The sequence below is a fragment of the Bartonella sp. CL100XZDX genome, from assembly GCF_042195375.1.
In the GTDB taxonomy this organism is placed as follows: domain Bacteria; phylum Pseudomonadota; class Alphaproteobacteria; order Rhizobiales; family Rhizobiaceae; genus Bartonella.
This window is the reverse complement of record NZ_JBHIOH010000030.1, coordinates 50,290-68,479: the sequence shown is the minus strand read 5'-3', so window position 1 is coordinate 68,479 and position 18,190 is coordinate 50,290. Positions and strand designations below refer to the sequence as shown.

Sequence of the window (18,190 nt, the reverse complement as noted above, 5' to 3'; positions counted from 1 at the left end):
GTGCTGATTTTATAAGGAGTGGATTATGAGGTATTCTTTTTGGGTGCGGATTTTTTTTGCAATTATGATGCAGATATCATTTGATCATGTATATGCTCATGTTCCTCAAACACAAACAGAAATCACTCTTTCATTTGCTCCTTTAGTTAAAAAGACAGTTCCATCTGTTGTAAATATTTATGCAGCTCGACAAATTAGAGCACGATCACCTTTTGAAGGCGATCCATTTTTTGAGCAATTTTTTGGTCGTTTTCAAAATAAATTTCCTGTTCGTAAGCAATCGTCATTAGGATCAGGGGTGATTGTTGATGCACGTGGTTTGATTGTTACAAATTACCACGTCATTAAAGATGCAAGCGAAATTAAAGTGGCTTTTTCTGATGGGCGGGAGTTTGAGAGTAAGGTTGTGCTCAAAGATGAAGCGACTGATATTGCAATTCTTGAAGTTGAGGAAAAAGATGCTCAATTTCCTGTTCTTTCTTTGGGAAATTCTGATGCTGTTGAAGTTGGTGATCTTGTTCTGGCTATTGGTAATCCTTTTGGTGTTGGTCAAACAGTTACAAGTGGTATTGTTTCAGCGCAAGCGCGTACACGTGTTGGGATTTCTGATTTTGACTTTTTTATTCAAACAGACGCAGCCATTAATCCAGGGAATTCTGGTGGCGCTTTAATTGATATGAAAGGTCAGTTAATCGGAATTAATACGGCTATTTATTCGCGTTCCGGTGGTTCGGTAGGGATTGGTTTTGCTATTCCAGTTAATCTTGTAAAAGTAATGCTTGATACTGTTAAACGCGGTGGAAAATATTTTGTGCCGCCTTATATTGGGGCTTCTTTTCAAAATGTTACACCTGATATTGCTGGTGGTTTAGGTTTAGAACGTCCCTATGGTGCTCTGATTATTGAAGTTATCAAAGATAGTCCTGCTGAAAAAGCTGGATTGAAAGTAGGTGATGTTATTTTGAGTGTGCAGGGGGTACGCGTTGACAGTCCAGATAGTCTTGGTTATCGTTTGATGACAGCTGACGTTGAGCATAGTCTTGCCTTGGAATATTTACGAAGTGGAAAAACTTTAAAAACACAAATAACAGTTTCATCAATATCAGAAACTGCATTTTTAAAATCTGAAAAAATTACGGGTGACAGTCCTCTTGCTGGTGCTGAGGTGTTAGATTTAACACCGCAAAATAGTCGACGTTTTCATCTTCCTATATCTGCAAAAGGGGTTGTGATTACCAATCTTGAGGAAATGAGCAATGCAGCTGGAATTTTTCAGTCAGGAGATATTCTACGTGTTGTAAATGGCCATAAAATTCAAACAGTTCATCAGTTGAAAAAGGTTCTTATGCAAGGTCGCTCAAATATGTGGCAATTGGAATATGAACGTGATGGTATGTATATTCGCCAATTTATTCGTTGAGGTTTTTTTTGAAGAAAGATTTTTTTACTTCGTCGTTTGATTTTCAAGTTAATAAAAATCAGCCACTTGCAGAAAGAATGCGCCCTTGTTCTCTCAATGATGTTGTGGGACAAAAGCATTTGATTGGAGAGGATGGTTTGCTTTCACGTATGGCGGCAACTGGCTCAATTGGATCGATGATTTTTTGGGGACCTCCAGGGACGGGAAAAACGACCGTTGCACGTTTGTTAGCCCTTGAAACAAATTTCGCGTTTGAACAGGTTTCTGCTATTTTTACAGGAGTTTCTGAACTTAAAAAGATTTTTGAAGTTGCGCAGAGGCGTTTTATATCTGGGGATAAAACACTTCTCTTTGTTGATGAAATTCATCGGTTTAATCGTGCTCAGCAGGATAGTTTTCTTTCTGTGATGGAAGAGGGTACTGTGGTACTTATAGGTGCAACAACCGAAAATCCTTCTTTTGAACTGAATGCTGCCCTTCTTTCGCGTGCACGTGTTTTAACATTTCTTTCTCATGATCATGAAAGTTTGGACATGCTTTTGAAGCGTGCTGAAGAAGTGGAGGGAAAAATTCTTCCCTTGGATAATGATGCCAGAGACGTTTTGATAGAGATGTCTGATGGTGATGCGCGGGTAGCGTTAACATTGGCAGAGGAAGTTTGGTCTATTGCTCCATTGGGAGAGATTCTTGATGTTGTTGCTTTGCAAAAAGTTATTCAGCGTCGTGCGCCCATTTATGATAAAGGACGAGATGGGCATTATAATCTCATTTCAGCGTTGCATAAATCCGTTCGTGGATCTGATCCTGATGCTGCGCTTTATTATTTGGCACGTATGTTGGATGCTGGTGAAGATCCTCTCTATATTGGGCGAAGATTGGTTCGTATGGCTGTTGAAGATATTGGTTTGGCGGATCCTCAAGCTCTTGTCATTTGTAATGCAGCAAAAGATGCCTATGATTATTTAGGATCACCAGAAGGAGAGTTGGCTTTGGCGCAAGCATGTCTTTATGTTGCAACTGCGCCAAAGTCAAATGCAGCATATCTCGCGTATAAAGCAGCACTGCGTTGTGCGCGCAAAAATGGCTCTTTATCACCTCCTAAGCATATTCTTAATGCTCCTACGAAATTTATGAAGGAAGAAGGGTATGGAAGTGGTTATTGTTATGACCATGATGAACCAGACGCTTTTTCAGGACAAGAATATTTTCCCGAAAAACTTGGGCGTCAGAGTTATTATAAACCAGTTGAGCGTGGTTTTGAGCGTGAAATTGTGAAACGTCTTGAGTGGTGGCAACAGTTGCGCAAAAAACGTAAAGATCAAAATAAAATTTGAGTTGAAATACGTTTTTTATTGATCTCTTATGTTATTGTATGAGAAATTTAGCTTATATTTTAAACATTTATTGCATTGCTTGTAGAGATTTTTTTTGATATCTTCGAAAGTACATAGTTTTTCAAATTTAAATATATCATTCAACTTTTAAGCTGCTTTATTTTTTTTGGTTTTATTAAATAATATATTGACTTATAATAATAGACTGTTTCGTAAGTTGAATGAAAGTTTCAAATACCGTAAATTTCTCTCATCCCAAGTCTGTTATTTGTTGAATCAATCAAATCATTTACTTGCATGTTACAAGCAGGATTACCGTGTGATAAAAACTGTACAAGAAAGGACTAAAAATCCTTCTTATGAATTGTCTCAAGTGCCGAGAACTGTTGCAACATTGGGGGATGATAAATAGTGTGATGGGTGCCGGCTTTCTCTTTCCATAGAGTAAAGATGGTGGCGCCTAAAGGGTTTTGTAGTATACCACATTCATAGGTGTTGTCACAAAACGAGCTTAGAAGTTTTGAGAGATGTTTCTTAAATCAAGTGTATGAATATGCAACACAATGGCGTTTTGTTCTTCGATGCAATAGGGTATGAGGTTGATTGATGATGCGTTTTTTTTGTGATCAATAGCAGGAGAATTCTTAGTCTCTCAAGTATTTAATCAAAGGGATAAGCAGAAGGGCTGTAGAACATTGTGTTTAAAATTAAATTGTTCCTTTTCTAGAGAGATATAAATATGTTAACTATGCTCCCATAGAGATATTACTTTATTAGAGTTTATTATGTGTCATAAGATAAGCAATGCCAATTCTTTATTGTGATGGTCATGAATGTTTATGGGCATAATGTGGAGATAGGAATGGAAATAGTCTGTGAAAATCTAAACTCAAGCCTTTAGTTAAATTAAAAGTACAGTGTACACTAAATTTTTAGGTTATTATGAATTCGGTCAAGGATATAATCGTGGATAAAACAAAAGCTCTCGATGCTGCTCTCTCACAAATTGAACGTTCTTTTGGTAAAGGCTCGATTATGCGTCTTGGGCAAAAAGAGCAGGTTGTTGAAATTGAAACAATTCCAACAGGGTCGTTATCCTTGGATATTGCTTTAGGGATTGGTGGATTACCGAAGGGGCGTATTGTTGAGATTTATGGACCAGAAAGTTCTGGGAAAACAACATTGGCTCTCCATGCTATTGCTGAGGCACAGAAAGGTGGTGGGATTTGTGCTTTTATTGATGCAGAGCATGCGCTTGATCCTATTTATGCGCGTAAGCTTGGTGTTGATTTAGAAAACTTGTTCATTTCTCAGCCAGATACCGGTGAACAGGCATTGGAAATTACAGAAACGTTGGTTCGTTCTGGTGCAGTTGATGTGCTTGTTGTGGATTCTGTCGCAGCTTTAACTCCGCGAGCAGAAATTGACGGTGAAATGGGTGATGCTTTGCCCGGATTGCAAGCTCGGTTAATGAGTAAAGCGTTACGAAAATTAACCGCAGCAATTTTTCGCTCTAACTGTATGGTTGTTTTTATTAATCAAATTCGCATGAAAATTGGTGTGATGTTTGGTTCTCCTGAAACGACAACGGGTGGAAACGCTTTAAAGTTTTATGCTTCTGTTCGTTTAGATATTCGTCGCATTGGATCCATTAAAGATAGGGATTCAATCGTTGGTAATCAGACGCGCGTTAAAGTGGTGAAAAATAAATTGGCACCTCCATTTAAGCAGGTTGAGTTTGATATTATTTATGGTGAAGGTATTTCCAAAGTAGGTGAATTGATTGATTTGGGTGTCAAGGTTGGTGTTGTGGAAAAATCTGGTGCATGGTTTTCTTATAATTCTCAGCGTTTAGGACAGGGGCGTGAGAATGCAAAGCAGTTTTTACGTGAACATGTGGAAATAGCTACAGAGATTGAAGCAGCTTTGCGCCAAAATGCTGGTTTGATTGCGATTGAACTGTTAGAAAATGCAGGGTCAGAAAATATAGAAAGTGATGAAGCCATTTGATGGAGTGTTTTTTTCGTCTATAATTTTTTCCCTTTCAGATTTTTCTGTTTTTTTGTTTGAGTTTTTAAATACGCAGTCATTTTTTTCTCAATTTTTTAAAACAAATATTCCATTTTTGATTAAATTGACTCCATGCGTGGCGAAGAGAATTTAATGAGGGGGATTTTTCTTTTATGGTTTTGTACTGTATTGAGCAGGTGTCAACATGAATAGTGTTAATAATATTCGGTCAATATTTTTGGATTATTTTCATCGTAATGGGCATAAAGTTCTTTCTTCTAGTCCGCTTGTTCCGCGGAATGATCCTACACTTATGTTTACAAATGCAGGGATGGTGCAGTTTAAAAATGTTTTTACTGGACTTGAACAACCTTCTTATACGCAGGCAACAACGGCACAAAAATGTGTTCGTGCGGGTGGAAAGCATAATGATCTTGATAATGTTGGATATACGGCGCGCCATCATACATTTTTTGAAATGATGGGTAATTTTTCTTTCGGTGATTATTTCAAAGAAGAAGCCATTTTTTTATCATGGAATCTTTTAACAAAGGAATTTTGCCTGCCAAAAGATAAATTGTTGGTGACAGTTTATCAGAGTGATGATGTTGCTGCTGAACTGTGGCGTAAAATTTCAGGTCTTCCAGATGAAAAAATTGTCCGTATTGCGACGGCTGATAATTTTTGGTCGATGGGAGAAACAGGCCCTTGTGGGCCTTGTTCGGAGATTTTTTATGATCATGGTGATGAAATCTGGGGTGGACCTCCTGGAAGTATGGAAGAAGATGGTGATCGCTTTATTGAGATTTGGAATCTTGTTTTTATGCAGTATGAGCAAGTTTCCAAGGAAAAACGTGTTAACTTACCTCACCCTTCTATTGATACAGGCATGGGATTAGAGCGTATTGCTGCTGTTTTACAGGGCGTTCATGATAATTATGACATTGATCTTTTTCGTGCATTAATTGCTGCATCAGAAGAAATTACAGGGATTGAGGCAAAGGGTGATTTTATTGCCAGCCATCGTGTCATTGCTGATCATCTTCGCTCATCGGCATTTTTGATTGCTGATGGTGTGCTTCCTTCTAATGAAGGAAGAGGATATGTTTTACGTCGTATTATGCGTCGTGCTATGCGTCATGCGCATCTTCTTGGTGCTAAAGAGCCCTTAATGTGGCGACTTTTGCCTGCTTTAAATCGTGAAATGGGACAAGCTTATCCTGAGTTGGTGCGTGCTGAATCTTTGATTTCAGAAACTTTAAGGTTAGAAGAAATACGTTTTCGTAAAACGCTTGAACGAGGACTTGGTTTGTTGAACGAAGCAAGTACCGATCTTAAAGAAGGAGACTATTTGAATGGTGAAGTTGCTTTCAAACTTTATGATACCTATGGTTTTCCGCTTGATTTGACGCAAGATGTTCTTCGTCGTCGCGGAATATCTGTTGACGTTGGTGCTTTTGATAAAGCGATGGAACGCCAAAAAGAGGAAGCACGTGCTAATTGGTCTGGTTCTGGAGAAGCTGTAACAGAGAAAATCTGGTTTTCTGTTCGTGATCAAGTGGGGGCCACAGAGTTTTTAGGTTATGAAACTGAGACAGCGAAAGGTATTCTTACAGCTCTTGTGTGTGATGGTAAAATTGTTGATCATATTTCTTCAGATCAGAAAGCTATGCTTGTTGTTAATCAGACACCTTTTTATGGTGAATCTGGTGGGCAAATTGGTGATAGCGGTATCATTTCTGGTGAAAATTTTATTTTTAAGGTGCATGATACCCAAAGAAAGGGTGATGGTGTTTTTATCCATATTGGGGAGGTGAAATCTGGTCAGGCATCGAGGTCTGATTGTGTAGAATTAACGGTTGATATTGTTCGTCGTAAGAAAATTCGCGCGAATCACTCTGCTACTCATTTGTTACACGAAGCTTTACGCCAAACATTGGGGGACCATGTTACACAAAAGGGCTCTCTTGTATCGCCAGATCGGTTGCGTTTTGATTTTTCACATCCAAAATCCGTTTCACCAGAAGAGTTGAAAAAAATAGAAGATTTAGCCAATGAGATTATTTTGCAAAATAGTAAAGTAATAACGCGCCTCATGGCTGTAGATGATGCAATTTCTGAAGGTGCCATGGCATTGTTTGGTGAAAAATATGGTGATGAAGTTCGCGTTGTTTCTATAGGGGAGCCATTTGAAAAGGGAGGATTTAAAAAGCGTTGGTCAATTGAGCTTTGTGGAGGTACACATGTGGAGCGAACAGGTGATATCGGTTTGATTCATATTGTTTCTGAAAGTTCTGTTTCAGCTGGAGTGCGGCGTATTGAAGCTTTAACAGGCAAAGAAGCACGTCTTTATCTTAGCCGCCAAGATGAACGTATTCATGAAATTGCTGATCTTTTAAAAACTTCTTCTGCTGGTGTGGAAGAACGGGCGCGAATTTTGCTTGATGATCGTCGTAAACTTGAAAAAGAATTGAATGATGTACGCAAGAAAATGATGTTGAGTGGTGGAATAACAGAAAGGAGCCAAGGTGATATTATCATCATCAATGGGTTTTCTTTTACCGGACGCGTTGTTAAAAATATTTTACCACGGGATCTTAAGGCGCTCGTCGATTCTGAGAAAAAACAAATCGGATCTGGAGTGGTTGCGTTTATTAGTGTCTCGGAGGATGGAAAAGGGAGTGCTGTTGTCGGCGTTACGGATGATTTAACGGATAAGTTAAATGCTGTAGATCTCGTTCGTATTCTTTCAGAGATGCTTGGTGGTAAAGGTGGAGGTGGCCGTCCTGATATGGCGCAGGCTGGTGGTCCTGAGGGGAACAAAGCTGATGAGGCATTTGCGGCACTAAAAGATTTTCTTGAAAAAAATTAAAGAATGAAATCATTCTGCATAGGTATTTTTTACATTGTTATATTGGGTTGGTATCTATGTATCATGAATATCTGTCTGGTGTATTTCTGAAATGCAGATACAGCGTAATTGGGGAAAAATACAATTGTAAAGATAAAAACAGTGTTTGTCTTTATAACGTCCAAGCGTTTCAGGAGTCACCTTTTTAAGATAAGATAGATTATTCAGCACTTCATGCTTTGCTGCGTATTCTTTTACTAGGAAGACTAGTTATTATGTTGCTCTTATAGATTTTTTAAAGAAACCTCTCTTTTTATGAAAGGAAAAATCAAGATTTATTGCATACGATTCTCCTTATAAAGTTATAAGCTGTCATTATTCGATTAGTTTTCAAATGAATAAAATCTCTTTCCTTGAAAAGGCTTATAAAAGAGTTGTTATATCTTAGAGCTATTGTTTTCATTTTGCTTGTTATGTACACAGTTTTTTGGTTTATTATTAAAAGGTTTTGAAAAGAATATTCTCCTATCTTTATAAATCTTTATTTAAAGTTATAAAGTAATGAATTATCAATATAAATCAAAGGAATATCACATAAATCTAAAGATTTAGATTAATATTTAATTTATTTATGATAAAATTGCTTTAATACATTGAGTTATAATGATAATTTATCGTTTTATCTTTTGAATAAGAGCTACGAATATTCGTAGGATTTTATTATTTCAAATTCTGGGTATGTTAAATTAATCAAAACCACTCACGAATGTCGTTGTGAAATGGGCTTAAGAGCATTGAAAAATGTTTCTTAAAAAAGTCATATGAATGTGCAAAACAATGATGTTCTGTTCTTTATGAGAGGACTATAAAGAACGTGATAAACAAAAGTGCAAAGCAATACATAATATTCATTATTTAAAAGATATTTCTTTAGTTCGTTTTGAAATTCGTAAAGCTGAGTAAAAAGAAGACGATAAAACTGGAAATTGTTTTTACCTTTACATTTTCCCTAAATGAGAATGTATACTCGTCAATATGCACAGATATAGGAAAATATTTTTGTTCTAATCTAGTAAAATTGCAATAGCAGAGAAAATACTAAACTGTTTTAATATTTTTCTTAAATACCTAAAATGAATTGTGGCATTTTTAGAAATCTTTTTACTTGTATCATATATAAGAATTCTTGTTATCTTGAGGAGGATTTTTTTGCTTGAAAAAGAGTATCAATTTTATGATGCTATGGCTTCATGTAAGGGGATAACATTTTCTCCTTCTCTTTCTGGTGTTTTGATTGTTAAACCACTTGCCTTTAAAAAATTAGAGAAACGTCCCCCTTTATCGATCAATTCTTGAAAGTTTCCTTTTTCCATTAAGTGACCATGATCCAGAAAGAGTATCACATCAGCATTGCGTACTGTTGAGAGGCGATGTGCTATAATAAAAGTAGTACGGTTATGGCTTATGCAATCGAGAGCATCTTTGACACGTGCTTCTGTTTCAACATCAAGAGCGCTTGTTGCTTCATCTAGAATGAGAATAGGGGCATTTTTTAGAACAGCGCGTGCAATTGCTAGTCGCTGTTTTTCTCCACCGGATAATTGAGATCCTCGTTCGCCCACCATTGTGTTATAACAATCAGCTTTTTTTAGAATAAAATCGTGAGCTTCTGCTATTTTTGCTGCTTCATAAAGTTCTTCATTTGTTGCGCTCGCTTTTCCTATTGAAATATTGTCATGAATAGTACGGTTGAAAAGACCCGAGTCTTGAAATACTGTTGCTAGAGATTTACGTAAAGATTCGCGATTGATTGAGCATATATTTATTCCATCAATGGAGATATGCCCAAGGGTAGGGTCGTATACGCGCTGCAACAGATTGATCAATGTTGTTTTTCCAGCCCCTGTTGGCCCTACAATTGCAACAGTTTGTCCTGCTTTAACCTCAAAGGAAATATCAAAAACACCTTGAGAAGAATTGGGGAATTTATAGGTCACGTGATGAAATTGTATGGCGCCTTTAACATTTTTGAGGGAAGGAAGATTTTGCGGTTCGTTGATATGAAAGGTTGAGTCTTCCATTTCAAAAAATTCTTGCAGTTTTGCTTGTGAGGATATTGCACAATTAATAAAATTGCTCATTTGGTCTAGGCGGCTAATCATGAGTTGTGCAAATCCAACAAAAGCAACGACTTCACCTACTCGTAATTGATCTTTTGCAACAAAAAAAGCTCCAAGGAGAAGAACACAAACGATTGAAATTGTTGAAGCCATTCGATTTAAGCCACTGGCGAGCGCCCACCAATTGAGAACAGGATTTTGTGCTTTAAGCAGAGCATTTGTATGTTGATGCAGTATAGAAGTTTCTTCTTTTATTCGGTTATAACTTTGTACAATGGAAACATTAGAGATTGAATCACTGACATGTTTAAAAAGGTTGTGGTGGTAGCATTCCACAGCGGCTTGTCCGTCTTTTGTTTTTCGCATCACTAAACGTGCAATTAATACGTAGGTGATGGCAAGCACAACCAAGACTATTGAAAGACGCCAATTCATATTAAACGCTATGGGGATGAGAACCAATAAGGCGACAAGCGTTGAGAGGTGTTGGCGCATAAAATCAAGCCATATGGTTGACATGGAATCTATTGCGCGCAAAAGTGTATGGAGTGCGTTGGAAGTTCCACGTTGTTGATGCCAAATTAAAGGCATGGCAATGATACGTTCGAAAGATTCCGTTAAAACCGTTAAGCGGCGTCTATGGGCTAAGCGGTCAGCACCGCGAGCAACAAGGACATAAGCAATAATATGTGAAAGTCCAAAACAAACCCAAATGGTAAGAGTAGGAATGATAGCTGATTTTTCTGAAATAGAATCAATAACACGTCCGAATAAAATAGGTTCTGCAATAGTGATAATAGCTAACATAACATTAGCGGTACAGATTAAAAGGGATGCATTTTTTTCTCTATTTAGGTAAGTGAGAACACGTGCATAGGTTTTGAATAAGGACACGGTTAATTATCTCCATTCGCTATTAAGCGTAAAGGCTGTTGATTTTTACAACGCTTAGTTTTTAGCTAATAAAATTTGGACGTTAAGAAAAGGCAATTTTGGATACTAACTGTAATATGGTGTGATAAAACCAACTAAAATATGAATTTTTGTGTTTATAAAGGCGCAAAAATAGATCAATAAAATTATCAGGTAAGGGAATTTTCATGGCAGGCATAGAAATAAAAAAAGTTGAGGCAGATGAAAATGGAATGCGCTTAGATCGCTGGTTTAAAGTGCATTATCCAGGACTTGGTTTTGGAGCTTTGCAAAAATTGTTGCGTTCTGGTCAGATACGGGTTGATAGTGGACGTGTTAAAGCCGATACGCGTCTTTGTATAGGGCAAGCTGTTCGTATTCCACCTATCCCTATTAATGACAAGGAAAATCTTTCAATAACGGATAAAACACTTCGTGGGCAGGATGATGGGACCGTTTTGAAAAAAATGCTGCTTTATGAAGATCCAAAGGTATTTGTTTTTAATAAACCAGCTGGATTGGCTGTACAAGGAGGCTCTGGTTTAACACGTCATATGGATAGTATGCTTGAGGTATGGCGCAATAAAAAAGGTGAAAAGCCGCGTTTGGTTCATCGTCTTGATCGTGAGACGTCGGGTGTGCTTATTGTTGCGCGATCAAGGGGAGCCGCTCAGTCCTTAACTGCTGCTTTTAGAGCGCGAGAAACAAAAAAGACTTATTGGGCGTTGGTTCGGGGCGTGCCTAAAAAAAAGCAGGACAAAATTTCAACGTGGATGGTTAAGGAAATGACTGCACAAGGTGACAAAATGCGTGTTTGTGAACATGGGGAGCCAGATTCGCATCATGCGGTTTCCTACTATCGCGTTTTAGATACACGAGGGCGGGCTCTTTCGTGGCTTGAAATGGAACCCTATACAGGGAGAACACATCAGCTTCGTGTGCATGCTGCCCATATGGATCATCCTATCATTGGCGATACAAAGTATTTTTTTTCTGATAGTAATTGGACATTACCAGGAGGAATTCAAAATCGTCTTCATCTTCATGCACGTCGTATTCGTATTCCTCATCCTTCAGGAGGAATATTGGACATTGTTGCACCTTTACCACCTCATATGGTTCAAAGTTTTAATCTTTTGTCTTTTAATGAGAGTGATGCTGAAACCGACTAAACAAACTTCATTTGTTTTTTTTGATTGATATAAAATTTTGTCTATAAATTTGATAAGATGAATAGGGCATCATTTGAAGGAAGTTTTTGATAAGTCAATCGCTATGAGAAAATTATGTTTTTGAGTGATGAAATTTTCGAATATCATGGCTTTCTTTCTACAGCTCTTTATCCATATTGATTGTATTGTTATTTTTTGGATATGGTGTATCGTTTAATAATCTGAGTTTATGAAGCTGCTCCTTTGAATTATCTATAGAGGTCATATTGGGAAGGCGTGTCTGTTGAGGGAGATGAGTTAGATAAAATCTGAAAGATATTTACTAAAATAGAGAAAGCGATTTTAGTTTTTTTATGGGGAATAATGGAGGCATTTTATAGTAATGCTGAGGAAAAGTAGACTCTCAAAAAAATCCTGTTGTCAAGGAAGTTTGTTTTGTTATAAATGTGGTTTGATATGCTTATAGTATAGATTTATGCTTTGTATCTTTGCTTACACAATGAAGCCTTCTTAGCAAAGTTCTCCTTTCAATGAGCAATTTTTTCTACTTACTTAGTTTATCCAGAAGACTATCTTTCATAAAAGAAGAAATAAGTTTTTAGTATCTTAATGCTTCATTGAAGTGAACTCATCACATTGAAAAAATATCTAGACAAAAAATTGGAGATAAAACGTCAGGCGCGTTTTATTGCTCTAGGGAGGGCTTGAACACTTTTGTTTTTTCTAGTGAACAAAACAGATATTTATTATGGGAACATTCAAAAGGGGGATAAATTGAAATTAGGAGTGACTGATGGGATCATTATTGATTGACGTTAATAACGTCTCAAAAATATATCGCAACATTGACAGAGGAATTGGTTTTAAAAACAAGGTGTTTTCTCTCTTCAAGCCGGTTTATACAAATCATCATGTGTTAAAAGATATGAGTTTCACCCTCTTTTCAGGGCAATCGTTAGCAATTCTTGGCCCTAACGGAGCGGGTAAATCGACACTGATTAAAATACTTTCTGGTATACAATACGCTGATGAGGGATGTGTTAAAGTCCTTGGTGTTGATCCTTATAAAGCGAAGAAAAATCTGTTCAAGTCTTTGGGTGTGGTCTTTGGTCACAAGAATTGTTTATGGTGGGATTTGCCCTTACGCTACAGTCTGGATATGGTTCAACCATTATATGGTCTTGAACGCTCCTCTTTTACCCGTGATCTTAAAGAGATCGCTGAGTTGCTGGGTCTTGAGCATATTATGGATAAGCCAGTGCGGATGCTTAGTCTGGGTGAGAGAGTGAAAAGTGAATTGGCATTTAATCTCTCCTTTAGACCTAAACTGTTGTTTCTCGATGAGCCAAGTATTGGTCTTGATATTACATCTAAGCATGAAATCAGGGAGCTTCTTAAAAAACTGAAAAAGGAGCGTGGCACTGGGTATATCATTACAAGTCATGATATGGGAGATATTGATGGATACGTCGATGATATTATTCTTTTGCATAAAGGAAAGAAACAGTTTCATGGTAATCTTCATGCGCTTAAAAATGTCATTCCTTCTTTGGTGAGAATGACACTTTTTTGTGAACACATGGCTGCACCTTCAGCTGTTGTAGAAAAAATTGATGAGATTGCGTTGAAATTATCTACTCCTTTAAAAGATAAGCACTTTAACGCTGAAGAATGCTCGCTGGAGGTTTCGCTGCCCCGTGAGGATTTTGCGCGTTTTGTACGCGAAATTACAACCGAATTGAACTGTACGTTCTCTGTATCCACTCCCTCGCTTGAAGAGATACTCCGTGTTAAATTTAAAGAATTTATCTAACCACTGCTTTGGTATGTTTCTTTTTGCCAAGAATGGATTACTCACTGTTCTAAGTGATAGAGCAATGTTTTTTACCGATATTATCATTGGGACACTTTCGCCATTTGTTATTCAACTTCTATTATGGAATGCACTTTTCTCTGATACGGGCAACACCATCAATGGCTTTAGCTTTTATGATATGATGTATTATTATGCTTTTGCTTTAGTCCTAGGTCGCTTAAATAATGGTTATAATGTGATTAAGTTTTTCTCTCATCATGTTAAAGAAGGTCAATTAGAAGTATATCTTACAAAGCCCTTTAGTTATATGACACAAATGCTTTTTACTTTTTTAGGGGAGAGTGTATTATATAGCATCCCGTTATTGGCTCTTTTTGTTGTTAAGCTTGTTTTATCCTATGAAAATATTCTGGGATTGGTCATCGCTTTTCTGTTCTTTTTTCTGTTTGTTATTCTATCACAATTGCTTTGTTTTTTACTCTCTTTTGGAATTGCCTTATTAAGCTTTTGGGTGATTGAGTACAATATATTACTCTCTTTCAGTATTCTCAGTTCAACGCTTCTTGGGGGTGTTCTTTTACCACCATCGTTTTGGCCGGTGTGGCTTATTCCGCTTATGCAATTTAATCCTTATCGTTTCATGATATCAGCTCCTGCCGAGTTTTTCGCGACGCAAAATTTAGCGTTGTTTCAGCAGTTTATTTTCGGAAGTTTTACTTATATTTTGTGTTTTTTATTCTTAATTTATATTGCTTGGAATAAAGGGATGAAAGCATATAATGGAGCGGGTGGTTGAGATGAAAATAATCCTTCATTTTATCAGTTTGAATATCCACCGACAGATTGTTTATGGTAAGAATTTGGCTGGGGAGTTTATTCTTTCTCTATGCTATTATTTTATTCAATTCATATTTATTGATAGAATATCTTCTTTTTCAGGAAAGATCGGTAACTATAGCAGAGATGAAATCCATTTTATCTTTGTTGTCTTTGTTTTACTTGGAATATTTTTGAATATTTTTACTAATTCTATTGAAACGTTTTTTGAAAAAGTAGCGGATGGTAAAATTGAACCATACTTGATAAAGCCCGTTTCAATTTGGTTGTTGATGTTGTTTGGTTGGTGTAAACCTCTTAATCTGATCAAGCTCTTTGTTCTTTATGTTAGTGCCTATTTATTTGTATCATTACCGAATATATCCGATCTTAAGCTAAGATGGATCTCTTTTATTGTTGCAATATTTTGTGTTTTTATTGTCAATATTTGTTTTTTCATGATGTTTAATTTTGTAACATTTATTATTAGCCGTAAGATGCCTGTCGAATATTTTCATGAAATGATTTACGAGCTTTCATTTGTACCAATAGGAATTTATCCTTTAAGCATCGTAAAATGGCTTTTGTTTATGCTTCCTATGGCTTTTTCTGCTTCCTTGCCTGTGTCATTGTTGCTTGGTAAAGGCGAATGGAATATTGGATATGTTCTGTTGAGCGCTTTTCTTTCCATGGTCATGGCTTTCATAAGTTATAAGAAAACAATGCGTAAATTTAATGGATTAGGGGGATGAGATGAAAGTCAGCATGATTATAAAAGTAAAAAAAATTGAGTGAATAATTCTATTGTACCATAAATTATCGTTATTTATTCTGGCGATATAAGGCATGTAGAATTTTCACATGAGGATTTTTTTATTGTTAGATAAGATTGAACAATAATATAGGCCGCATTCCCACAGTTACTGGCAAGGAGCGTGAAATAGAAATCAGAGGTTTAAACTGTTCGATTTTAGATGGCAGCTTGATGACAAAAGCCAATGGTAAGATGGCATACAATTTAGTATCATTCATAATACGAGCCAGATGTGTTCTTTTTCGGTTATAGTGCTAAAAAATTGTCAAAGTGGATAATTTTTATATGCGTAGAATGTGGTTATTCGTGCGGATTTTGTTGGTGCATTCAATATATTATTACGTGGATGAGTTTTTTGCTTAAACAATAAGAAAATTGATAGAATAAAGCTTTTAAGTTGCCCGATAGAAAGCTAAGAGTTGTGCTAAACAACATGATAGTAATTATCAAGATAACGATCACATAGAGATTTTCAGCATGCTGAGTAGGCAAAATTCCATCAATAATTGCTTGAAAAATAAAAGGATTCACCAAGTCAAGTAGCTGTAAAACGATAGCAATAAGATTAATTTCAATAACGTAATAAATATATTTCTTTGTTGTGCGAGTAAATCAAGAGAAGGTTCTTAATTTTTCTTATGCAAACTCATTTTAATTTATGATTTTGTTAAGAGAAAGAAAAATATAATGTGTTATATTTTAATAGTATTTTCAAATATTATTATTGTTTGTACGGTGTTTTTATTTTATTTTAATTTAAAATTAGGTTTGACAATTGTCTAAAACGCGTAATAATCAAATTTAATTGTATCGATATGATGCGTTTTTCTATAAAAGAAAAAGGAGAGTTCAAGCTCATCACGTGCTTCAGGTAATTCATGCCGTCCTTCGGGTTATTATTGGGATACAATAAAATCTACAGGACAAACAGGAGCAATGATAGTGGCGCCTGTTGGGACAGTTGGAGGTGCTGTGCTTGGAGGAATCGTAAGTATAGTGGGTGCAGTTGCAATAGAAAATAGATGGTATAGTTCCTGTTAATCGTAGCTGCTGCTGTGGAGGGGGCTACACTAAGAGAAGGCAGTAGGCAGCACTATAAATGGTGCTCTAGTAGGGGGCTTTTAGAGTTGTGCATCATTTTTATAATTGTGTACGGTAATTTATAGAATATCAGCAATATATCTCTAAAATCATAATAATTTTGTAGATATGTTAATGAAAAATATGTCTAAGAAATATTGTTAGAATATCTTTTAATGGTATATTATTTATAAGTCTATATATTTTAGTTCAGAAATTTTAAGTGTTATAGATACTTTAAATACTATTAATATTATTAATAAATTTATTTAAATTATATTATGCTTCTAAAGCGCATATTAAAACTGATATTATAAAAAATCATCAATAATATTCATTTTATTTTTTATAGCATTCTTTATTTAAGTATCTTTCTATAGAGATTATGAGATATGTTATTAATAAAGTTATGTTTTTAAATTTGTCCAAAAAAATAAAGAGAAATCCAGACAGCTTCTTTTTCAATAAACAAAAATAATGCTTTAATTTGATGTTGTAAAATAACTGATAACGATCATATGTTTTTGATTATCAGTGATGAAAATAATGTGATTTTTGATATAGAGATTGAAAAGATTGAGAACTTTTTCGCGTATCACTCATATCTTCTTACCAAATTTTTTGAAAAATTATATAAAGCAAAAAAATAAATTCTGTTAAGTTATTAGCATTTATAATGAGTTTTTTATTTTCCAGTTTTGTGATTGTTTTTGCATTTAACAATGCATTAACAACATGTGTGGTCCATTTTAAAGTTTTGTTTAAAATTACATAAGTAAGTTCTATTTTGATTTGTTATTGCATCGCTCGCATTGATGTATAACAAAAGCGTTTGAGACAATATAAGATCACAAGAATAAATTTTTAATTGGGTATATAAACTACCGATTGCTTACAGATAAAAAAATCTATGCATATCAAAGTTACGTAAGTTTTTTCTCTTCAAAATGTGTATTTGAGTTAATTTTTGTGATTGATAGCTTTGCTACGATGAAAATACTTGTGAGTTTATTGGTATTCATTAGATAACTATGAATTTTACATATCGATTCAAAAATATAGAATAATATAATTTTACGATTATTGTGGAGTTCATTTTTATAAACTGAAAAACATAATGCTGAGTATTACAAATATTTGCAAAAATTCTTTTATTAGGTATTATTTTGTTTCTTTATAGTTTACATTTTTTATCTTTTTAACCTTGGTTAGAGAGAGAATTTGTATTCATTATCTATTTCTCTATTTTATTTTGAATGCGTGGAGCACTATTAATATCAAAAAGTAATGATCGTGGAAGATAATGAGCTTAAACTGAAGTTATTCTGCGATTCTGTAGAAACGAATTGTCGTAAAATCGTTGAAATGTTTAATGGCTTTATGGATTAAAGTTGGCGGTTTCATCAATATTATCTCTTAATTTTTACTCGGTTAGCTATTTCCTCTCAACATACAATAAGAAAAAAATTAGCTTACTGTATGCTACCAATATAAAAATCCATTATGTGTAATAAAAAAGACAATTTAGTAATATTTTTTATGTTGTGATTTAAAAATGTTGTGATTAAGAAAATCAATCGTTTTGAAGAAAAAAATACAATTTAAACAATAATATAATCATATTATTGTAATAAAATTTTATCATCTAATCAGTCAGCTTAAAACAAAAATAGAATAATTGACAAAACAAATTAAATATGGAAAGAATAAAAATATAATACAAAATGATAATTATTTTTGTATTATATTATCATTCTCTTCTCAGTAGGAAAATATGAATCATTGGTAGATGATGTGATGTTTTCTGTTTAGAGAGTAAGGTTTTATTAAATATTGTAATAGGTT

Annotated in this window: 9 protein-coding genes; 8 read left to right on the top strand and 1 reads right to left on the bottom strand. The window is 35.2% G+C overall.

All coding sequences use genetic code 11. The features are described 5' to 3' along the window. Positions 1–25: 25 nt before the first annotated feature. The 4 genes from ACFILU_RS02955 (at position 26) to alaS (ending at position 7,636) form a co-directional block, all read left to right on the top strand. Positions 26–1,420, top strand: coding sequence for a DegQ family serine endoprotease (locus tag ACFILU_RS02955; protein WP_375674691.1), 1,395 nt, complete (start codon positions 26–28; stop codon positions 1,418–1,420). 8 nt (positions 1,421–1,428) lie between these two features. Next, the gene (locus ACFILU_RS02950) at positions 1,429–2,754 is read left to right on the top strand and encodes a replication-associated recombination protein A (protein WP_375654493.1); all 1,326 of its coding nucleotides are present in this window, start codon (positions 1,429–1,431) and stop codon (positions 2,752–2,754) included. 966 nt (positions 2,755–3,720) lie between these two features. Further along, positions 3,721–4,764, top strand: coding sequence for a recombinase RecA (gene recA, locus ACFILU_RS02945; protein WP_273791424.1), 1,044 nt, complete (start codon positions 3,721–3,723; stop codon positions 4,762–4,764). 205 nt (positions 4,765–4,969) lie between these two features. Continuing rightward, positions 4,970–7,636 carry an alanine--tRNA ligase gene (gene alaS, locus ACFILU_RS02940; protein ID WP_375674689.1) on the top strand — a complete coding sequence of 889 codons (2,667 nt, stop codon included), beginning with the start codon at positions 4,970–4,972 and terminating at the stop codon, positions 7,634–7,636. A gap of 1,211 nt (positions 7,637–8,847) precedes the next feature. Here the strand turns inward: alaS and ACFILU_RS02935 are convergent. Continuing rightward, complete coding sequence (locus ACFILU_RS02935) at positions 8,848–10,629, bottom strand: glucan ABC transporter ATP-binding protein/ permease (protein WP_375674688.1); 1,782 nt, start codon at positions 10,627–10,629, stop codon at positions 8,848–8,850. Positions 10,630–10,835: 206 nt separating this feature from the next. Between ACFILU_RS02935 and ACFILU_RS02930 the strand changes: the two genes are divergently transcribed. The 4 genes from ACFILU_RS02930 (at position 10,836) to ACFILU_RS02915 (ending at position 15,203) form a co-directional block, all read left to right on the top strand. After that, positions 10,836–11,819, top strand: coding sequence for an RluA family pseudouridine synthase (locus ACFILU_RS02930; RefSeq protein WP_375674686.1), 984 nt, complete (start codon positions 10,836–10,838; stop codon positions 11,817–11,819). 793 nt (positions 11,820–12,612) lie between these two features. Next, positions 12,613–13,632 carry an ATP-binding cassette domain-containing protein gene (locus tag ACFILU_RS02925; RefSeq protein WP_375674685.1) on the top strand — a complete coding sequence of 340 codons (1,020 nt, stop codon included), beginning with the start codon at positions 12,613–12,615 and terminating at the stop codon, positions 13,630–13,632. Continuing rightward, the gene (locus ACFILU_RS02920; protein ID WP_375674683.1) at positions 13,607–14,431 is read left to right on the top strand and encodes an ABC-2 family transporter protein; all 825 of its coding nucleotides are present in this window, start codon (positions 13,607–13,609) and stop codon (positions 14,429–14,431) included. The genes ACFILU_RS02925 and ACFILU_RS02920 overlap by 26 nt, the downstream gene beginning before the upstream one ends. Continuing rightward, entirely contained in the window at positions 14,415–15,203 is a 789-nt protein-coding gene (locus ACFILU_RS02915; protein ID WP_375674681.1) for an ABC-2 family transporter protein, read from the top strand. Before ACFILU_RS02920 ends, ACFILU_RS02915 begins: the two co-directional genes overlap by 17 nt. The last annotated feature ends 2,987 nt before the right edge of the window (positions 15,204–18,190 follow it).